General features: G+C 47.9%; 15 protein-coding genes. All 15 read right to left on the minus strand.

Annotated features, from left to right (window positions below):
* Positions 1-140: 140 nt before the first annotated feature.
* A complete protein-coding gene (gene pnp, locus BBR47_RS17210) occupies positions 141-2,288 on the minus strand; it encodes a polyribonucleotide nucleotidyltransferase (protein ID WP_015891706.1) in 2,148 nt (715 codons plus the stop codon).
* 266 nt (positions 2,289-2,554) lie between these two features.
* Complete coding sequence (gene rpsO, locus BBR47_RS17215) at positions 2,555-2,824, minus strand: 30S ribosomal protein S15 (protein WP_015891708.1); 270 nt, start codon at positions 2,822-2,824, stop codon at positions 2,555-2,557.
* 133 nt (positions 2,825-2,957) lie between these two features.
* Positions 2,958-3,899 (minus strand): bifunctional riboflavin kinase/FAD synthetase, encoded by a 942-nt coding sequence (locus BBR47_RS17220; RefSeq protein WP_015891709.1) that lies wholly within the window; start codon positions 3,897-3,899, stop codon positions 2,958-2,960.
* Between the two features lie 3 nt (positions 3,900-3,902).
* The gene (truB, locus tag BBR47_RS17225) at positions 3,903-4,829 is read right to left on the minus strand and encodes a tRNA pseudouridine(55) synthase TruB (RefSeq protein WP_015891710.1); all 927 of its coding nucleotides are present in this window, start codon (positions 4,827-4,829) and stop codon (positions 3,903-3,905) included.
* Complete coding sequence (locus BBR47_RS17230) at positions 4,822-5,817, minus strand: DHH family phosphoesterase (protein WP_015891711.1); 996 nt, start codon at positions 5,815-5,817, stop codon at positions 4,822-4,824. Before BBR47_RS17230 ends, truB begins: the two co-directional genes overlap by 8 nt.
* A complete protein-coding gene (gene rbfA, locus BBR47_RS17235; RefSeq protein ID WP_007719226.1) occupies positions 5,807-6,172 on the minus strand; it encodes a 30S ribosome-binding factor RbfA in 366 nt (121 codons plus the stop codon). The genes BBR47_RS17230 and rbfA overlap by 11 nt, the downstream gene beginning before the upstream one ends.
* Before the next feature lie 27 nt (positions 6,173-6,199).
* Positions 6,200-6,481, minus strand: a complete 282-nt coding sequence (locus BBR47_RS17240; RefSeq protein WP_007719228.1) for a DUF503 domain-containing protein — start codon at positions 6,479-6,481, stop codon at positions 6,200-6,202.
* Entirely contained in the window at positions 6,481-9,111 is a 2,631-nt protein-coding gene (infB, locus tag BBR47_RS17245; RefSeq protein ID WP_015891712.1) for a translation initiation factor IF-2, read from the minus strand. Before infB ends, BBR47_RS17240 begins: the two co-directional genes overlap by 1 nt.
* 21 nt (positions 9,112-9,132) lie before the next feature.
* Positions 9,133-9,432, minus strand: a complete 300-nt coding sequence (locus tag BBR47_RS17250) for a YlxQ family RNA-binding protein (RefSeq protein ID WP_015891713.1) — start codon at positions 9,430-9,432, stop codon at positions 9,133-9,135.
* Positions 9,429-9,719 (minus strand): RNase P modulator RnpM, encoded by a 291-nt coding sequence (rnpM, locus tag BBR47_RS17255; RefSeq protein ID WP_015891714.1) that lies wholly within the window; start codon positions 9,717-9,719, stop codon positions 9,429-9,431. The genes BBR47_RS17250 and rnpM overlap by 4 nt, the downstream gene beginning before the upstream one ends.
* 2 nt (positions 9,720-9,721) lie before the next feature.
* The gene (gene nusA / locus BBR47_RS17260; RefSeq protein ID WP_015891715.1) at positions 9,722-10,813 is read right to left on the minus strand and encodes a transcription termination factor NusA; all 1,092 of its coding nucleotides are present in this window, start codon (positions 10,811-10,813) and stop codon (positions 9,722-9,724) included.
* Between the two features lie 53 nt (positions 10,814-10,866).
* Positions 10,867-11,325 carry a ribosome maturation factor RimP gene (rimP, locus tag BBR47_RS17265; protein WP_015891716.1) on the minus strand — a complete coding sequence of 153 codons (459 nt, stop codon included), beginning with the start codon at positions 11,323-11,325 and terminating at the stop codon, positions 10,867-10,869.
* Between the two features lie 167 nt (positions 11,326-11,492).
* Positions 11,493-15,797 (minus strand): PolC-type DNA polymerase III, encoded by a 4,305-nt coding sequence (locus tag BBR47_RS17270; RefSeq protein WP_015891717.1) that lies wholly within the window; start codon positions 15,795-15,797, stop codon positions 11,493-11,495.
* A 116-nt stretch (positions 15,798-15,913) separates the two neighbouring features.
* Positions 15,914-17,659: a proline--tRNA ligase gene (locus BBR47_RS17275; protein WP_015891718.1), complete on the minus strand. Its 1,746-nt coding sequence runs from the start codon at positions 17,657-17,659 to the stop codon at positions 15,914-15,916.
* A gap of 43 nt (positions 17,660-17,702) precedes the next feature.
* Positions 17,703-18,785: a flavodoxin-dependent (E)-4-hydroxy-3-methylbut-2-enyl-diphosphate synthase gene (gene ispG, locus BBR47_RS17280; protein ID WP_015891719.1), complete on the minus strand. Its 1,083-nt coding sequence runs from the start codon at positions 18,783-18,785 to the stop codon at positions 17,703-17,705.
* Between the last annotated feature and the right edge of the window lie 11 nt (positions 18,786-18,796).

Raw genomic sequence — 18,796 nt, forward strand, 5'->3', positions numbered from 1 at the left:
ATCGATCGTACGAGTCTCTCTTGTCCAATGTATGAGAGGATGGGACGACTTAGACATACGAAACGGGAGCATTCTGGCATAGAAAAGAAAAAAGCTTCCGTACACGAATTTCTTCGAGTGACGAAGCCTTTTGTTTTTCTTTATTCTGCTTTTGTTGGTGTTTCAGCAGCTTGTTCCGCAGCAGCTTGTTCTTTCAAAACTGCTTTGCGAGAGAGATTCACACGACCTTGGTCGTCGATCTCGGTCACTTTCACTTGTACTTTATCACCAACTGCGACAACATCTTCTGTTTTGGCTACACGCTCTTCAGCCAGTTGAGAGATGTGGCACAAGCCCTCTTTACCTGCGAACAACTCGATGAACGCACCGTACTTCTCTACGCGTTTTACTGTTCCCAGGTACACCTGACCAACAGCTACTTCACGAACCAGATCTTCAATGATTTGTTTCGCGCGCAGATTTGCTTCGTGGTTGATGGATGCGATGAAGACACGTCCATCTTGTTCGATGTCGATTTTTACGCCGGTTTCTTCGATAATCTTATTAATGACACGACCTTGTGGACCGATTACATCGCGAATTTTCTCCGGATTGATCGTCATGGTCATGATTTTTGGTGCATAAGGAGACAGTTCTTTACGCGGTTCGGAAATCGTGCTCATCATATGGTTCAGAATGTGCAAACGACCTACACGCGCTTGTTCCAAGGCCAACTCTAAAATCTCACGGTTGATACCGGAAATTTTGATGTCCATTTGGATAGCTGTTACACCAGCCTCTGTACCCGCTACTTTGAAATCCATATCTCCCAAATGATCTTCCATACCTTGAATATCAGTCAGGATCGAGAAAGATTTCTCATCTTTGCTCATGATCAAGCCCATCGCAATACCTGCTACCGGTGCTTTGATCGGTACACCTGCATCCATCAAGGCAAGTACGCTCGCGCAAATCGACGCTTGGGATGTGGAACCGTTGGATTCAATTACTTCTGAAACGAGACGAATGGTGTATGGGAACTCAACCTCAGATGGAATGATCGGCTCGATTGCACGCTCACCCAACGCACCGTGTCCGATTTCACGACGACCCGGAGGACGCAACGGACGTGCTTCACCCACGCTATACGGCGGGAAGTTGTAGTGGTGCATAAAGCGCTTCGATTCTTCCAGACCGAGTCCATCGAGAATTTGAACATCTCCCAGCGCGCCCAATGTACAAACGCTCAGTGCTTGCGTCTGACCGCGGGTAAACATAGCAGAACCATGTGTACGGGAAAGAATGGTTGTCTCACTGGACAGCGGACGGATTTCGTTCAGAGCTCGTCCATCAGGGCGAACTTTCTCGTCAGTAATCAGACGGCGAACCTCGTCCTTGACAATATTGCCAAGTACTTCGCTAATCATCTTTTCCTGCTCTGGATATGCCTCAGCATCCTTGGCTGCAAAATGCTCTTTGGTTTCTGCCTTGATATCGTCAATGGCATCGTAGCGTGCTTGTTTTTCTTCGATGCGAACAGCTTCTTTCAAGCGAGCTTCCGCATATGCACGTACAGCTTGATCGATTTCAGGATCAACCTCATGCAAGATGACTTCCATCTTTTGCTTGCCAATTTCGGACACGATCATGTTCTGGAATTCTACCAGTTGCTTAATCACGTCATGACCAGCCATGATCGCTTCGAGCATGATTGCTTCCGGTACTTGGTTCGCAGCTGCTTCCACCATGTTAATCGCTTTATGCGTACCTGCGACAGTCAGGTGAATATCGCTTTTCTCTGCTTGAGCTACTGTAGGGTTAATGACGAACTCTCCGTCAATTCGTCCTACGATTACTCCTGCAATCGGGCCTTCAAAAGGAATCTCCGAGACGCATAGCGCTGCGGAAGTACCGATCATCGCAGCGATTTCAGGTGAGCAGTCTTGATCCACAGACAGAACAGTATTTACGATTTGTACATCGTTACGGAATCCTTCTGCAAAAAGAGGGCGGACAGGGCGGTCAATCAAGCGGCTGGCCAAAATCGCCTTCTCGCTTGGGCGTCCTTCTCTTTTAATAAAGCCGCCAGGAATTTTCCCAACCGCGTAGAGACGCTCCTCATAGTTGACAGTCAATGGAAAGAAATCAAGTGGTTTTGGTTCCTTCGAGACTGTAACTGCGGACAGGATTGCTGTATCGCCGTAACGAACCAAGACCGAACCATGCGCCTGTTTAGCCATTTTGCCAAATTCCAGGGTCAGTTTTCGGCCTGCCAGTTCGAAGTCATATGTACGGTATTGTTGCTCCATGATGCTAGCAGTCCTCCTTCACAACAATGTGCGTTTACACACTTTGTTTTCTACCTATATGTATTATTTCCTGCCAAGATAAAAATTAAATGGCTACCTTTGGCAGTCTTTCTAGATAATAAAAAAAGCTTCTTTTGAAGCTAATTGAAACTAACAGATACGGCACAAGCCTTTTACTCGTTTCGGATGGGCTTAGCGTATTTCTACGCTAAGCCCTCCTACACGATAGAAAAAGCGGGTAGAACCCGCTTTTTACAAGACGCTGATTAACGGCGCAGACCCAGGCGGTCTACAACCGAACGATAGCGTTGAACATCTGCTTCACGCAGGTATGTCAACAGGTTACGACGTTGACCAACCATTTTCAAGAGACCACGACGGCTGTGGTGATCTTTCTTGTGCGTACGCAAGTGTCCGTTCAGATTGTTAATGTTTTCGGTCAAGATAGCGATTTGCACTTCCGGTGAACCGGTGTCGTTCTCATGAGTACGGAACTCTTGAATCAGTTGAGTTTTACGTTCTTGAGTCAATGCCATCATGACTCACCTCCTCATTTTTTATACCGTTCGCCGAGTCTGCCGTCGGTGAGAATCGGACAGCCAAGCTACGGTTATCTGTACAACGTTATGAATTATAGCATACCATTTTGTGAAAAGCAAAGAGAATCCTTTACGAGATTCCCTCCGCGAATTTTTGCTTCGCCGTTTGAACATCGCGTCCTATTTGCGCGATGAGTGCATCGACTCCAGCAAATTTCTGTTCTTCCCGGATGTAGAACAAGAACTCTACCTCTACTTCTTTGTCATAGATTTCACCAGAGAACTCAAAAATGTGCACTTCTAGTGACTTTTCTTTTTTCTCCAGTTCGAATGTTGGCTTGATCCCAACGTTCATCACGCCATAGTAGCTTTGTTCATCCACGGTAAAGCGAACGCCGTAGACCCCATTCTTTCCGATCAAGTACGGCTGATTCACTTGGACGTTCGCTGTAGGAAAGCCAATGGTTCGACCGCGTTTGTCACCATGCACGACTGTTCCGCGCACTTTGTAGGAGCGACCTAGCAAATGGCGAACCTGCTCGACATCCCCATGATGGAGGTATTCACGGATGATTGTACTGCTCACTTTTTCACCCAAGCGATTTACCGGACCCACGATGTCGAGCCCATAGCGACCTTTGCTCATTTCTTGCAAGGTATGGGCAGTCCCCATCCCACGATAACCAAAGGTGTAGTCGAAACCAACGACAATATGGCGGCATTCCAATGGAAGAAGGCACTCTGTGATGAAATCTTCTGGATAAATAGCCGCAAAGCTAATGTCGAACTTCATCACATATGTAGTGTCTACGCCCATCTTTTCGAACTGCTCGAGCTTGTCTGCAAGTGGTGTCAAATAGCGGGTATAACCGCTTTGCCCCAATACTTCTCGTGGATGCGGATCAAAGGTCACTACCGTACTTTGCCATCCGTTTGCTTTCGCTGTATCAATCGCCTTTTGGATTACACGGCGATGCCCAATATGTACACCATCAAAGTACCCCAGTGCAATCGCACAAGGATTCGCTTGCAGGTCAGACGGAAACGGGTATGTTAGGTAGATCGTTTTCACGGATTACACCTCGGCTGGAAAGACTTTTTCTGGTTTGGCGAAAAGTCCTTTGTCTCCGCGGCATACACGATGAATGCCAAGTAAATCTTCCCCCGCAAACAAACAAATCAAACTTCCTTCCTCCGCAGTGACGCCCGGAAGTGCAGTCGCAAGTCCATTACGTACTGCTTTGATCCGTTCTGGCTTGACCTGAAACGATGGTAAGAATGAGATTGCCTGGGGGATGGAGACCAAGTGACGGGAAATATCTTCCCCGCTTGCTGCCTGTTCCTCGATTTGCTGGAGGGGGATTGCCTCTTGCTCCTGGAACGGGCCACTTTTAATTCGCCGCAACAGCTTCATATGGGCAGGATAACCCAGAGCGCGTCCGAGGTCAACACATAAGGTGCGCATGTATGTGCCTTTGGAACACGTGCACGTAAATGCCACATCGACAGTGTCCCCATCCACGCTAATCTTATGAAGCGTCAGCTCATAGAGCGTCACTTTCCGTGCCTGCCGTTCGATTACCGTGCCTTCACGAGCTAGGTCATACAGCCGCTTGCCGTTTACCTTTACCGCAGAGAACATCGGAGGTACCTGCTCCATTTCACCCAAAAAGGATTCGAACAGCGCTTGAATACGCTCCGTCGTAATCCATGCTGCATCTACTCCAGCTTGCTCCACCACTTCTCCAGAAGCATCTTCCGTTGTGGTCGTAGAGCCTAGGCGCATGACTACATCATAACGCTTAGGCAGCTCTTGCAAATATTCAACCAGCCTGGTTGCGTGTCCCACACAAATGGGGAGTACACCTGTCACATCTGGATCAAGTGTACCCGTATGCCCCACTTTTTTCGTTCCATACAATCGACGAATACGTGCTACACAATCATGGGAAGTCATTCCAGCTGGTTTGTCGATAACCAGCACGCCGTTCACGTTACTCATCGAATTTCACTCCTACTGCATCGTCCAGCACAGTCCATACTTTTTTCTGTACTTCTGAAAGTAGTCCTTTGATCGTGCATCCTGCTGCTTTTGCGTGTCCACCGCCACCGAGTTGCTTCGCAATGACAGCTACGTCAACCCGATCGCGAGCGCGCATGCTCACCTTGACCACTCCTGGTTCCGCTTCCACAAAAGAAACGCCTACCTCGACTCCCTCAATGTTGCGGCAGTAATTCACCAATCCACCGGCATCTTCCCGCTCTGCACCCACTTCGGCAAAATCTGCGGCTGAAACAGTGATAGAGGCGACCAGATTTTGATGGGACAGTTGCAAGGTTTGCAGAGCGCGTCGCAGTACTTTCACATGGGCAAAAGTAATTTCCTCCAGACACCGTTCTGCTACGTCTCCTGGCTTCACACCGTAACCAAGTAATTGGGCAGCGATTTCCATGACGCGCGGTGATGTATTGGAATAGCGGAAACCACCTGTATCTGTCAGAAGGCCGGTATAGATGCACAGCGCAAGCTCTTCGTCGAAAGAAACCCCTGCTGCTTCTGCAACATCAAACAAAATTTCTGCTGTTGCGGCTGCATCCGGACGAATCAGATTGACCGTTCCAAAATGATCGTTGGTCGGGTGGTGATCGATATTTAGCAAAGCAGCGCCAGACGCAAATAAAGACCGTACATCGCCCATCCGCGACTCATCCGCGCAGTCTACAGCGATTACGGCCCCGAACGTCTCGTTCAGTGGTTGTTTGCGCAGGTTATAAAGACGGTCAAACCGCGGCAAGAAGTTAAACTTGATCGGTGTTTCCCCTTCGTTTACAACCACATACTCTTTTCCCAATTGCTCCAGCATGAGCACGACTCCCAAAGCAGATCCAGTAGCATCTCCATCAGGACTTACATGAGAAAGAACCAGGAAGCGGTCGTGCTCCTGCATAAACCGCGCCGCTTCCTGTACTGCTACTTGATTAGGATTCATCCTGTTTCTCTCCCTCTGTGGAGATTTCCCGCAGGATTGATTCAATTTTGCTGCCGTAGTCAATGGACTCGTCCAGCTTGAATACAAAATCAGGAATGTGACGCAGCTTTACGCGTTTCCCGATCTCCGTACGCAAATAACCTTTTGCTTTTGTCAAACCAGCAAGAGAAGCTTTACGCTCTTCCTCACTGCCAAAAATGCTGACAAAAACCTTCGCCAATTGCAGGTCACTGCTTACCTCTACATCCGTTACTGTTACAAAACCGACACGAGGATCTTTGAGTCCACGCTGCAATACGAGGCTCAGCTCTTTTTTGATTTCTTCGCCTACGCGGCTAATCCGTGTTTTATTCATCGATTTTTCACCTCCGCTGACTGTTCATTAATCGTAGTATTCCGTATCCACACGAATCAACTCTACATCTGGATGGTTCTCTACAAATCGAACGACAGTCTGCATTTCTTGTTGTAAAAAAGAGATCTCATTAGCAACGGCAGCGATACCCAACACGGTACGCTGCCATTGCTCGAGATAAGCCACCTCTGCTGCGGAGACGTTAAATCGGCTCCGCAGCTTGCCGATCAGACTTTTGACGATGGCTCGTTTTTCTTTCAGGTTTTGGCTAGCGGGCAGAAACAGTTCAATCTGCACACCTGCTATCATTATTGTTTCACTTCAACCATGACGAATGCTTCGATTACGTCGCCGATTTTGAGGTCATTGAAGCGTTCCAAAGTCAGACCACACTCATAGCCTGCTGCAACGTCTTTCGCATCATCTTTGAAGCGCTTGAGGGTATCGAGCTTACCTTCATAAATCACAATACCTTCACGGATCAAACGCGCACCAGCATCGCGGCTCAATTTACCTTCAGTCACATAGCAACCAGCAATGTTTCCGACTTTGGATACTTTGAACACTTCACGAATCTCAGCTTGGCCGATAATGTTTTCTTTGAAGACTGGATCAAGCATCCCTTTGAGAGCAGACTCGATCTCTTCGATTACAGTGTAGATGACACGGTGCAGGCGAATGTCGATCTTCTCTTGTTCAGCCATGCTGCGTGCATTCGGTTCAGGACGTACGTTGAAGCCAATGATGATCGCATTCGATGCATTTGCCAACGTAACATCAGATTCCGTAATCGCACCAGCACCTGTATGAATGATTTTCACACGTGTACCGTTGACATCGATTTTTTCCAAAGAACCGCGCAGAGCTTCTACAGAACCTTGTACGTCACCTTTTACAATCAGGTTCAGCTCTTTGATGTCGCCTTCTTGGATGTGCTGGAACAAGTCATCCAAAGAAACGCGGGAGCTTTCACGACGCTCGGATTCACGCTGCTTGGATGCACGTGCTTCCCCAATTGCGCGCGCCTTTTTCTCGTCTTCAAAGACACGGAATTGGTCACCAGCTTGTGGTACATCATTCAGACCAGTGATTTCTACTGGCGTAGATGGACCCGCTTCCTTCAGCCGACGTCCTTTGTCGTTCACCATTGCACGTACACGTCCGAATGCGGAACCTACTACAATCGGGTCACCAACGCGCAGGGTACCTTGTTGAACCAGAATGGTTGCAACCGGACCGCGTCCCTTGTCAAGCTCAGCCTCTACAACAGTACCGCGAGCGCGCTTGTCTGGGTTTGCTTTCAGTTCTTGAACCTCGGATACGAGCAAGATGTACTCGAGCAGTTCTTCGATACCTGTACGCTGTTTAGCGGACAATGGGGAGAAAATCGTCTCGCCGCCCCACTCTTCGGCAACCAGTTCGTACTCGGTCAGTTCTTGCTTGATACGATCCATATTGGCTTCTGGTTTATCAATCTTGTTTACCGCTACGATGATAGGAACATTTGCTGCTTTTGCATGGCTGATTGCCTCTACGGTTTGCGGCATAACACCATCATCTGCTGCAACTACCAGAATGGTAATGTCTGTAATTTGAGCACCACGAGCACGCATAGTTGTGAAGGCCGCGTGACCTGGAGTATCCAGGAAAGTAATTTTCTTTCCTTTGATCTCGACTTGGTAGGCACCAATGTGCTGGGTAATTCCACCTGCTTCTCCTGCTACCACGTTAGTAGAGCGGATCGCATCGAGCAATGTTGTTTTCCCGTGGTCAACGTGACCCATGATCGTAACAACTGGCGGGCGCTCCATCAGGCTTTCTGGTGCATCTACTTCTTCCAATGTTTCGAAGTTGGTTTCATCAATGATGATTTTTTCTTCGACTTCAATGCCATAATCTGCGCAAATGAGTTCGATGGCTTCACGGTCAAGGTACTGGTTAATCGTTGCCATGATTCCCAAATTAAACAGCTTTTTGATGACTTCTGCTGGTTCTTTGCGTAGTTTTACAGCCAATTCGTTTACGGTCAAAGACTCCGTAAAGGTAATTTTTGTAGGTGGGTCAAAAACTGGACGTGGAGCTTTTTGACCACCACGATTGTTATTGCCACGGCGATTATTTTGGTTATAGCGGTTATTACCACCGCCACGGAAAGGCTGACTCTTCTTGTTATCTTCAAAAGTCTTTTGAGTCTGTGGACCTTTTTTGATTTTCTCACGTTTTTCTGTACCAACATTGGATGGAAGAGTTACTTTATCTTCAAATTCTTGTCCCTCTGTTTGATTAGCAACAGGTTGTTGTGCAGGACGCTGTTGGTTTTGTGGTCGTTGCTGATTGTTCTGTGGTCTTTGTTGTCCTTGACCCTGTGGTCTTTGTTGTCCTTGACCCTGTGGTCTTTGTTGTCCTTGGCCTTGTGGTCTTTGTTGTCCTTGGCCTTGTGGTCGTTGCTGGTTACCTTGTGGCTTGCGGTCATTCGGCTTTGCGGGTTGACTTCTCATATTGTTTGGTTTTCTCTCCTGATTCTTCCCCTGATTTTTTCCATGCTGAGGACTTTGCTGATCGGAATTGGCACTCGCACTGTTGGTAGCTGGACGATTGATGTTTGATGTGCTTCCTCCACGATCGCTGTTTGGTCTGTCATTTCTAACCGTTTGAGTTTGCCCCGCTTGTTGCTGGGGCTTGTTCAGTTGTCCTCTGGAGTCGTTGGGGCGTTGTTGATCTTCCGTTTGCTTGGGTCTTGCATCACTTGGCGTATTATGCTGCTCCGGTTTGGCACCAGAACGCAATTTGGCCATGTGATCCTCGATCCGCTTGATCGTCCCTTCTTCCATGATACTCATATGATTTGCTACTTCTATATTCAATCGTTTTAGCAAATTGAGGATTTCCTTACTGCTCATGTTGTGCTGTTTGGCATACTCATACACACGTGTCTTCAAATATACTTCACCCTTTCTAAGTTAGGTGAGCAGACGCTGAATGCTTTCGGCCAATTTCCCATCGGTTACCGCCACGGTAACGCGCCCATCTTTTCCGATTGCGTGTCCCAATGAATGTCGGTCGCCAGTGGTTACACATGAGACACCGTAATAGGAACATTTATCCTTTACTTTCTTGGCGGTATTGTCTGATGCATCTGATGCGAGCAATACCAGGCGAGCCTGCCCATTACGAACAGCAGTAATGACCAGCCCCTCCCCACTAACGATCTTTCTCGCACGCATCGCTAATCCGAGTAATTGTGCTGCTTTTGGGGTCATTTTCCCACCATCTCCAGCCATTTCTCACGGAAAGCATCATACTTTTCTTGGGAGATGGACATATTGAGGGCACGTTCCAGCACTTTTTTCCATTTTCCCGATGCGAACGCATCCGGCTTCAGACAGCTTTCCTGCCGACACACATAGGTACCGCGTCCCGCCGCCCTTCCAGTAAGATCAATGACGATCTCTTCTTCTGGCGTCCGGACAACGCGGATTAATTCCTTTTTCGGAAACATTCCTTGGCAAACAATGCACTTACGCAACGGGATCTTTTTTTGCTTCATGATTATTCGTTGTCCGTCCCTTCATCGCTCTCTACTTCTTTTGGATAAGCGATGCCTTCTTGGTCGGCTTGGGACTCGCTCTTGATATCGATCTTCCAGCCAGTCAGCTTGGCTGCCAGGCGTGCGTTTTGACCGCGCTTACCAATCGCCAGAGACAATTGATAATCAGGAACGATCACACGTGTAACCTTCTCCGCTACGTTAACCTCTACATGCAGCACTTTTGCTGGGCTGAGTGCATTGGCTACGTACTCGGCCGGATCTTCAGACCAACGAACAATGTCGATCTTTTCGCCTTTCAGCTCTGTAACGATCGTTTGGACGCGCATGCCCTTTGGACCGACACAAGCCCCTACTGGATCAACATCTGCGTTGATGGAATGCACAGCGATCTTTGAGCGATCACCCGCTTCACGTGCAACAGATTTGATTTCAACCACACCGTCATATATTTCTGGCACTTCTAATTCAAAGAGGCGCTTCAAAAGCCCCGGGTGAGTACGGGAAACAACGATTTGCGGTCCTTTAGTGGTTTTCTCTACTTTGATGATGTATGCCTTCACGCGATCTTGTGATTTAAAATCTTCGGATGGCATTTTTTCGGTGATCGGCATAACGGCTTCCGCCTTACCCAGATCAATGTAATAATTGCGAGCGTCCATACGCTGAACGACACCTGTTACGATATCGTCTTCACGCTCGATAAACTCGCTGTAGATCAAACCGCGCTCCGCTTCGCGAATGCGCTGTGTAACCACTTGCTTCGCTGTCTGAGCAGCAATACGACCGAAATCACGAGGCGTTACCTCGATTTCGACGATGTCCTCCAGACGGAAGTTAGGATCGATTTCTTGTGCTGCTTCTTGAGAGATCTCTAGGCGCGGATCTAAAACCTCTTCGACTACGCTCTTCCGCGCATATACACGCACCATACCTGAATGACGATTTACATCCACCCGCACATTTTGGGCCGAGTTGAAGTTACGTTTGTATCCAGAGATAAGAGCCGCTTCGATGGCCTCAATCAGTACGTCTTTGGTGATGCCTTTCTCTCTCTCAATGGCTTCTAAAGCCTCGATAAAATCGCCGTTCATGACTTTCGTTGCCTCCTCCTTTACTAACCACGGGCTAACACAGACCGCAACAACTAAAAAATAATTGCCATTCTAGCCGTGTCAATTTGCTCTTGGGAAATTACATACGTTTTCTTTGCTTCTTTTACTGTCAGCTTGCCATCCTCATAGGATACCAGTTCGCCTTCGAACGTGGTTGCACCTTCTATTGGCTCTTTTGTTGTGATATGCACATTTCTGCCGACAGCTTTCGTGAAATCCTTATCCTTGCGTAATGGGCGCTCAGCACCCGGCGAAGATACTTCTAAAAAGTATGCCGTAGGGATGGGATCTACTTCGTCAAGTTTTTCGCTCAGCTTCTCGCTGACAAGGCGGCAGTCATCAATGTCGATGTTGCCAGTTTCATTGTCGATAAACACGCGCAGAAACCAGTTGCTGCCTTCCTTTTTGTACTCGATGTCAACTAGCTCCAGGCCCACTTCTTCAACAATGGGCGTGATGAGTTCAGTGACGATGCCTGTTACCTTGCTCAAGCAAGTACCTCCTTCTCATTTGAACCATGAGGTGTAGCCAGAAAGAAAGAGTGGGTTTCCCCACTCTCGATCAGCCATGCGTATAAAACCAGTATTTCCAAAAAAATTATAGCATAACAGCCCTTCGCTGACAACCTTTGGATGACTGTAAGCCTTGACTGCACGCCTTAGAACAAGGATAGCTGGTTGGATTCTGGCAATCCTTGCAACGCACCTTGCTCGTCCAAGAACTCCAAAATAGTCTTGGAGATGCGGGATCGGGATAGGAGGTCCTCCTTGGACAAAAACTCCCCTTGCTCTCTCGCTTGCACGATACTGATCGCTGCGTTCGTCCCTAAACCAGGCAGGGCGTTGAATGGAGCGATGAGGGAATCACCTTCGATCAAGAAGCGAGTAGCGTCCGATTTGTACAAATCAACATTGACAAAGCGGAAGCCCCGCTCTATCATTTCCAACGCCATCTCCAAAACAGTTAGCAATGCCTTTTCTTTTGGCTGTGCATCATGTCCCTTGCCCTCGATCTCTTCAATCTTTTGCTTGATCGCCGCTGAGCCTTTGACCATCAGTGGGATGTCAAAGTCATCCGCACGAACGGTGAAGTACGTCGCGTAAAACTCCAGTGGTCGATGAACCTTGAAATAGGCGATCCGTACAGCCATCATGACGTAGGCAGTCGCATGCGCCTTCGGGAACATGTACTTGATCCGCTGGCATGACTGTATATACCATTCCGGCACATTGTTATTACGCATTTCTTCCTGATCGTCCTCAGGAACCCCTTTACCTTTACGCACGGACTCCATGATCTTAAAGGCACGAGATGGCTCTAGCCCTTTATAGATCAAATACACCATGATATCGTCACGACAACCAATTACGTCTGGCAGCTTGCAAGTACCATTGCGGATCAAGTCCTGCGCATTGTTCAACCAAACGTCCGTACCGTGAGAGAGTCCAGAAATCTGAACGAGCTCGGCAAACGTAGTCGGTTTAGTGTCCTCTAGCATCTGTCGTACGAATTTGGTTCCGAACTCTGGAATTCCCAATGTTCCCATGTTCGTACCGATTTGCTCCGGTGAGACCCCCAAGGCTTCCGTCGAACTGAAGATGGACATTGTCTTTTTATCATCCAGTGGAATCGTCTTCGGGTCCATTCCTGTCAAGTCTTGCAGCATACGAATGACGGTTGGATCGTCGTGTCCCAGAATATCGAGTTTTAGCAAGTTGTCATGGATGGAGTGGAAGTCAAAATGGGTTGTGCGCCATTCAGACTCATTATCATCAGCCGGGAACTGAATCGGACAAAAGTCTTCGATTTCCATGTAGTCAGGAACTACGATAATACCGCCTGGATGCTGCCCTGTCGTCCTTTTTACACCTGTGCAGCCGTTTACGATTCGGGATATCTCCGCATTGCGCAACGTCATGCCTCGTTCGTCGGCATACTTGCGCACGTAGCCATACGCTGTTTTTTCCGCAACCGTACCAATCGTTCCTGCACGATATACGTAGTCTGCTCCGAACAGCTCTTGTGTGTACTTGTGTGCACGCGGCTGATAATCACCAGAGAAGTTCAAGTCAATATCTGGTACCTTGTCTCCTTTAAAGCCGAGGAACGTCTCGAACGGGATGTCCTGTCCATCCTTGGCATACATGGTTCCACATTGTGTACATGCTTTATCCTCCAAGTCAAAGCCAGAGGCGATTGAACCATCTGTAATAAACTCGCTGTGCTTGCAATTTGGGCAGCGGTAATGAGGAGGCAATGGGTTTACCTCTGTAATCTCAGACATCGTTGCAACAAAAGACGAGCCTACAGATCCACGTGAACCTACCAGATAACCATCATTCAACGATTTCGTTACCAAACGCTGTGAAATCAAATAAATCACACCGAAACCGTGCTTGATGATACTGTTCAATTCTTTTTCCAAGCGATGCTCGACCAGTTCGGGCAAGGGGTCACCATACAACAACCTTGCTTTGTCATAACACATTTGACGCAGCTCATCGTCTGCCCCTTCAATGATCGGCGTGTACAGCTTGTCTGGAATCGGACTGATATCCTCAATCATATCCGCGATGGCATTTGTGTTTGTCACGACAATTTCTTTTGCGATCTCTTCTCCCAAAAAGGAGAACGCCTCCAGCATCTCATCCGTTGTATGAAAGTACAGCGGCGGCTGATTGCCAGCGGTTGGATCCCCTTTTGATAGTAAGAAAACATCGCGGAAGATCTCATCCTGGGGATTCAGGAAGTGCACATCCCCTGTAGCTACGACCAGCTTACCGAGCTCTTTCCCCATTTGGACGATCTTTTCATGGTAGCCTTTCATCGTCTCCAGCGAAGGAATTTCTTCATTACGCAACAGTGGTGAGTAATGGGAGATCGGCTGTACTTCTATAAAGTCGTAAAAAGCCGCAACTTCCTTCAATTCTTCAGGTGACTTACCACGGAGAATCGATTGCATGAGTTCTCCGTCTTTGCACGCCGTACCAATTAACAAGCCTTCGCGGTATTTGGACAGCTGGCTTCGCTGAATTCGTGGCCAACGGAAGAATGTCTCCACATGGGAGCGACTTACGAGCTTGTACAGGTTTTTGAGACCTTCTTTATTTTGCACGAGAATGGTCGCATGGAATGGGCGTCCGCTTTTATAGTCGGCCTCTTCGTTACTTTTTTCATTCAGCTCTGCTAGCGATTTGATTTCCGCTTCTTTTATGTCCTTCAACATTTGCTGAAACACGTGAGCCAAGGCTACGGTATCGTCCAACGCACGGTGGGCATTGATGAGCTCGACGTTGAACTTTTTCGCTAATGATCCCAATCGATAATTGCGCATCCCTTTGTACATCAAGCGCGCCAAAGGTAGCGTATCTAAAAATGGATTGGTCCATGGCTCCATGCCAATCCGTTTGGCGCAGGCGTTAATAAACGCTTTGTCAAACTCTGCATTATGTGCAACCAGAATGGCGTCACCAGTAAAATCCTTGAACTTGCGAAGTACCACATCAAGTGTCTCTTGCCCGCGGAGCATTTCGTTGGTAATCCCCGTAATCTCGGTTGTCTTTGGCCCAATTTGCAATTGCGGGTCAATCAGCTCCGTCCATTGGTCGATAATTTCTGCGCCTTTCATTTTGACAGCAGCGATCTCGATGATGGTATGCTCTGACGCGTTTAAACCCGTCGTCTCCGTATCAAACACGACGTATTCCGTATTTTCATCAATGGAAATATTATTGTCTGCTTGCAGGTTGTAAACGATGTCGATACCATCCTCGACTACGTACGCTTCCATACCGAGAATGCATTTGATGTTGTTCTTTTTGGCGATGGAATACGCCTCTGGAAAAGCCTGTACGACACCATGGTCTGTGACAGCAATGGCTTTATGACCCCACTTGGCTGCCGTCGAGATCAATGATTTTACAGATGCAACAGCATCTAGCGCACTCATCGGCGTATGGCAATGAAGCTCGACACGTTTTTCTTCCGCTTGATCTTTCCGAATAACCTGCTCAATCTGATTCAAATCATTGGCATTCAGAACGAGATCGCGTACAAATGTGTCATGCTGTACACTTCCCCGCACTTTCACCCACATGCCGTCTTTCAGCAATTCGAGCATTTTCACATCTTCTTTATCGCGAGAGAACATCTTCACCGTGAGAGAATCCGTATAGTCAGAAATGTTGAACGTGAGCAAATGACGCCCACTACGGAGCTCTTTTACCTCTACGTTAAACACGGTTCCTTGGATGACAATACGGCGTTCCTCATCTTGAATCTCGCAAATCGGGATCGGCGCATCTTTGATTTCATAACCCATCATGAGCGTAGTGACAGCCTCAGCTTTATCAGACGATTTGCTCTCTTGTTGGGCAGCCGTCATCACAACTTCGACGAGAGCACGTTCTTCTTCTTTACGTTGCTCCTCGAAGGCTTTATACGCGTCATCGCTTTCTTCCCCATGGAAAGAAAAACGCATCGAACAATCGGTAGCTTTCTGGAAAGCAGCCAAAAGCTCATTATCCGCTCGTTTTCGCTTGGCAACCTCAACGGACATCTCCGTTGGCAAGTACACCTTGACTTCCTGTTGGTCGACTTGTTTACGCGCTTGACGCATCGTAACTGCCAAGGAGTTCAGCGTAGGCTCCAGCCCAGCCAGCAAGACATCCCAATACTCTTCAACTACGTGATCGAGAGAGGGCTTTTGGTGATAGCGAAATCGAGTATCTACTTTGGCCAGATGTGAAAATGTATGCGTTAATCGCTTGGTAAAAACAGCATAAACATCCGCTGGTATCATTCTCGGGAGGGCAAAGTGAAAAACCCATTCTTTGTTTTGCTTATACAGCTCTAGCTTTTCAATCTGAGCATCAAGAAAAAATCGCTCCACCCATTCGTCAGGAACTTCCATTTGCTTGACCAATAGGGAGAAGCGATGTTTTTGCTCTTGTAAACGGTCCACGGTTTTCCCACCTTCCCCATAAGTGAGCGTTCAAACAAGAAAAAGAGGCACTCCCCTTTAATCTAGGGGAGTACCCCGTAAAAATTCGACAAAATCCTTCTTATTCCTGCATGCAACTAGTTCCCGAACAACGCAGCTCCGGTTTGGTCAACACGAGATAGGATACCTTTCACTTCATCGACCAATTGATCCAGCTTCACATCATGTGTTTCACCGTTTTTGCGGATACGCACTTCCACTGTTCCTTCTTGTGCCGCTTTATCGGAAACCGTAATACGCAGAGGCAATCCGATCAAATCGGCGTCTTTAAACTTCACACCAGCGCGCTCAGGACGATCGTCAAACAATACTTCGATGCCAGCCTTACGCAGTGCTTCTGTAATTTGTTCACTAGCTTGACGTTGCTCTTCTACTTTAACATTGACCGGGATCACATGCACATGGAAAGGTGCAACAGACACTGGCCAAATGATACCATTTTCATCATTGTTCTGCTCGATCACTGCCGCAATTGTACGAGATACACCGATTCCGTAGCAACCCATGATCATCGGTTGACTGCGTCCGTTTTCATCCAAGTACGTAGCACCCATCGCTGTAGAGTATTTCGTACCCAGCTTGAATACGTGACCGACTTCAACACCACGTGCAAACTTGATAACACCACCTGTACGAGGGCACTCGTCACCTTCAGTAATGTTGCGCAAGTCAGCGTACTTCGAAACCGTGAAATCACGGCCAGCAACTACGTGAGTCAGATGATAGTCTGTTTCATTGGCACCGACAACACCATCATAAACATCTTGAACAAAATTGTCCGCGATGATATCCACTTTTTCAGGATCAATACCAACTGGGCCAACAAATCCTGCAGGCGCTCCTGTTACTGAAACGATATCCGCTTCAGAAGCCAGTCCAACGATCGTCGCATCATACAAGTTTTTCAGCTTCACTTCATTGATCTCATGATCACCGCGCACCAGTACCATAACCAGCTTGTCGTCTACGCGATAAATGAGACTCTTGATGATTTGCTTTGCTTCGATTTGCAGTGCTTGTACCAATTGATCGATCGTTTTAATGCCAGGTGTATGCAATTTTTCTCGAGCTGGCGCTTCTGTTGCTGGCTTCGCAGATGGCTTGTACACGACTTCTGCCTTTTCCAAGTTGGCCGCAAAATCGCCTTCTTCAGAATAAGCAATCGTGTCTTCCCCAATGTCGCACAACGCCATGAATTCGTAAGTGCCTTTTCCGCCGATTGCACCTGCATCCGCTTCTACTGCACGGAAGTTCAAGCCTACTCGGGTAAAGATGTTTGTGTACGCATCGTACATCGCCTGGAAGTTGCGATCCAGACCATCTTGTGACGTATCAAAAGAGTAAGCATCCTTCATAATAAACTCGCGGCAACGAATCAAACCGAAGCGTGGACGCACTTCATCACGGAACTTGGTTTGAATTTGATAAAGGTTGATCGGGAGTTTTTTGTAAGAGTTAATCTCATCGCGCACGAGACTCGTAATGACTTCTTCATGGGTTGGACCCAAGGCAAAAGGACGATCATGACGATCACGCAGGCGAACGAGCTCGGGACCGTATACATCCCAGCGACCAGTTTGATGCCACAGCTCAGCTGGTTGCATCGCTGGCATCAACAGCTCTTGTCCCCCAGCATTATTCATTTCTTCACGCACAATTGCTTGGATTTTGTGCAGGGAACGGAGCGCCAGGGGCAGGTACGTATAAATACCGGAAGCCAGTTGGCGGGCCATACCTGCGCGAAGCAGCAGCTTGTGGCTGGCAATCTCCGCGTCGGATGGCACTTCCCGCAGGGTAGGGATCAACATTTGACTTTGCTTCAACACGTGCGTGTCCTCCTTATGCCTTATCAGCAATCAACGTGCATTATCCTACAGTCGTAGGTTTTTGCTCGTTTACAATTTCGTTAATTTCTTTCATCAGTTCTTCAAACAACTCGGTTTCTTTTACTTTCCGAACAATTTCACCATTACGGAAAATCAAGCCCTCGCCATTTCCGCCGGCAACGCCGACATCTGCTTCACGCGCTTCACCAGGGCCATTTACCGCGCAGCCCATTACCGCCACTTTTAACGGTACTTTCAGCGTGGAAACGGCATCCTCGACTTTGGTTGCCAAGCCGATCAGGTCAATTGCGCATCGACCGCAAGATGGGCATGCAATCACCACTGGATCGTTGTTCACGATATCCAAGCTGCGAAGGATTTGTTTCGCTACTTTAATTTCTTCAACAGGATCAGCTGTCAAGGATACGCGAATCGTGTCACCGATGCCCATCGACAATACCGTTCCGATTCCAACTGAAGATTTAATGCTACCAGAGAACTGTGTACCTGCTTCTGTTACACCAACGTGCAGCGGATAGTTGCGTTTCTGTGCCATCAACGAATAAGTTTGAATCATCGTTGGAACATCGGAAGACTTCAAGGAAATGACAATGTTGTCGTAGTTCAGGTCTTCCAAAATTTGCACGTGGTCCATCGCGCTTTCTACGATTGCTTCCGGAGAAGGATAACCGTATTTATCCAAAAGCCTTTTCTCGACAGAACCGGAGTTGACCCCGATACGAATCGGAACATTGCGCTCACGGCACGCTTCCACTACGCGTTGCGTTTTTTCTTTCGAACCGATGTTTCCTGGGTTGATCCGAATTTTATCAATCCCGCTCTCCAGTGCAATCAATGCCAGCTTGTGGTCGAAATGAATGTCGGCAACAAGCGGCAATGGGGAGCGTTCTTTAATTTTTTTGATGGCACGTGCTGCATCTTCATTGATGACGGCCAAGCGAACAATTTGGCAACCGACATCGTGCAGTCTCTGAATCTCGGCCAGAGTTTTTTCTACATCACGCGTGTCTGCTGTCGTCATCGACTGGATGACTACGCTTTTTTGGCCCCCGATTTGCACTCCACCTACAAAAACCGGTTTCGTCTCCTCGCGCTTGAACATTTTGCACCATC

Source organism: Brevibacillus brevis NBRC 100599, from assembly GCF_000010165.1.
In the GTDB taxonomy this organism is placed as follows: Bacteria; Bacillota; Bacilli; order Brevibacillales; family Brevibacillaceae; genus Brevibacillus; species Brevibacillus brevis_D.

What these genes read in the sequence shown, in the direction of transcription:
- nusA (WP_015891715.1), bottom strand. Translation starts at nt 10,813, where the DNA reads ATGAACGGCGATTTTATCGAGGCTTTAGAAGCCATTGAGAGAGAGAAA.
- rbfA (WP_007719226.1), bottom strand. Translation starts at nt 6,172, where the DNA reads ATGAATAAAACACGGATTAGCCGCGTAGGCGAAGAAATCAAAAAAGAG.
- ispG (WP_015891719.1), bottom strand. Translation starts at nt 18,785, where the DNA reads ATGTTCAAGCGCGAGGAGACGAAACCGGTTTTTGTAGGTGGAGTGCAA.
- BBR47_RS17230 (WP_015891711.1), bottom strand. Translation starts at nt 5,817, where the DNA reads ATGAATCCTAATCAAGTAGCAGTACAGGAAGCGGCGCGGTTTATGCAG.
- BBR47_RS17240 (WP_007719228.1), bottom strand. Translation starts at nt 6,481, where the DNA reads ATGATAGCAGGTGTGCAGATTGAACTGTTTCTGCCCGCTAGCCAAAAC.
- BBR47_RS17250 (WP_015891713.1), bottom strand. Translation starts at nt 9,432, where the DNA reads ATGACCCCAAAAGCAGCACAATTACTCGGATTAGCGATGCGTGCGAGA.
- rnpM (WP_015891714.1), bottom strand. Translation starts at nt 9,719, where the DNA reads ATGAAGCAAAAAAAGATCCCGTTGCGTAAGTGCATTGTTTGCCAAGGA.
- rpsO (WP_015891708.1), bottom strand. Translation starts at nt 2,824, where the DNA reads ATGGCATTGACTCAAGAACGTAAAACTCAACTGATTCAAGAGTTCCGT.
- pnp (WP_015891706.1), bottom strand. Translation starts at nt 2,288, where the DNA reads ATGGAGCAACAATACCGTACATATGACTTCGAACTGGCAGGCCGAAAA.
- truB (WP_015891710.1), bottom strand. Translation starts at nt 4,829, where the DNA reads ATGAGTAACGTGAACGGCGTGCTGGTTATCGACAAACCAGCTGGAATG.